General features: G+C 72.1%; 1 protein-coding gene. It reads right to left on the bottom strand.

The window, feature by feature from the left end:
* Nucleotides 1-802: LysR family transcriptional regulator (locus tag JMF90_RS38970; RefSeq protein ID WP_201326533.1), on the bottom strand; the 802-nt coding region annotated here is incomplete at both ends.

Here is an 802-nt window from a genome sequence, read left to right on the forward strand (position 1 = left end):
TGTGATCGCCGAACGCGCCCGACGGCCGCCAGCCGTCGAGCAGCGCGACGAGCCGGCCGGCGTCGAGATCGCGCCTCGCGCTGAAATCGGGCAGCAGCGCGATGCCGAGCCCGCCGAGCGCGGCCTCGCGCATCGCCTCGCTGTTGTTCGCCGCGAAACTGCCGCGCACCGGCACGCTCACGCGCTGGCGCCGGCGGCCGTCCGGCTCGAAGCTCCACGCGGCCGGCTCGTTGTCGCGCAGGTAGCACAGGCAGCTGTGATCGACGAGTTCGCTCGGGTGGCGCGGCGCGCCGCGCGCGTCGAGATAGTCGCGGCTCGCGACCAGCAGCGAACGCGTGTCGCACAGCTTCCACGCGACGTGGGTCTGCGGCGCGGTGGTGGTATGGCGAATCGCGAGGTCGAAGCCTTCCTGCGTCAGCGAATGCAGGCGGTCCGACAGGTCGAGCTCGATCTGCACGCCCGGATGCTGGCGCAGGAAATCGGGCAGGTGCGGCACGACCTGCTGGCGCCCGAGCGCGACCGGCACCGTGACGCGCAGCAGCCCGCGCGGCTCGCCGGCGAGATCCTTCACCCGCGCGAAATGCTGACCGATCGACTCGAACGCGTCGCGCGTGCTGTCGACCAGTGTCTGGCCCGCGTCAGTGAGCCGCACGCTGCGCGTGGTGCGGCGCACGAGCGGCACGCCGGCCGCCTTTTCGAGATCGGCGATGCGCTGGCTCATCGCGGCCTTGCTGATGCCGAGCCGCTGCGCGGCAGCCGTGAAACTGCCCGCGGCGGCCAGCACCGTCAGCGAATGGATATG

The organism is Burkholderia sp. E168m23, assembly GCF_016586125.1.
Lineage (GTDB): Bacteria > Pseudomonadota > Gammaproteobacteria > Burkholderiales > Burkholderiaceae > Burkholderia > Burkholderia orbicola.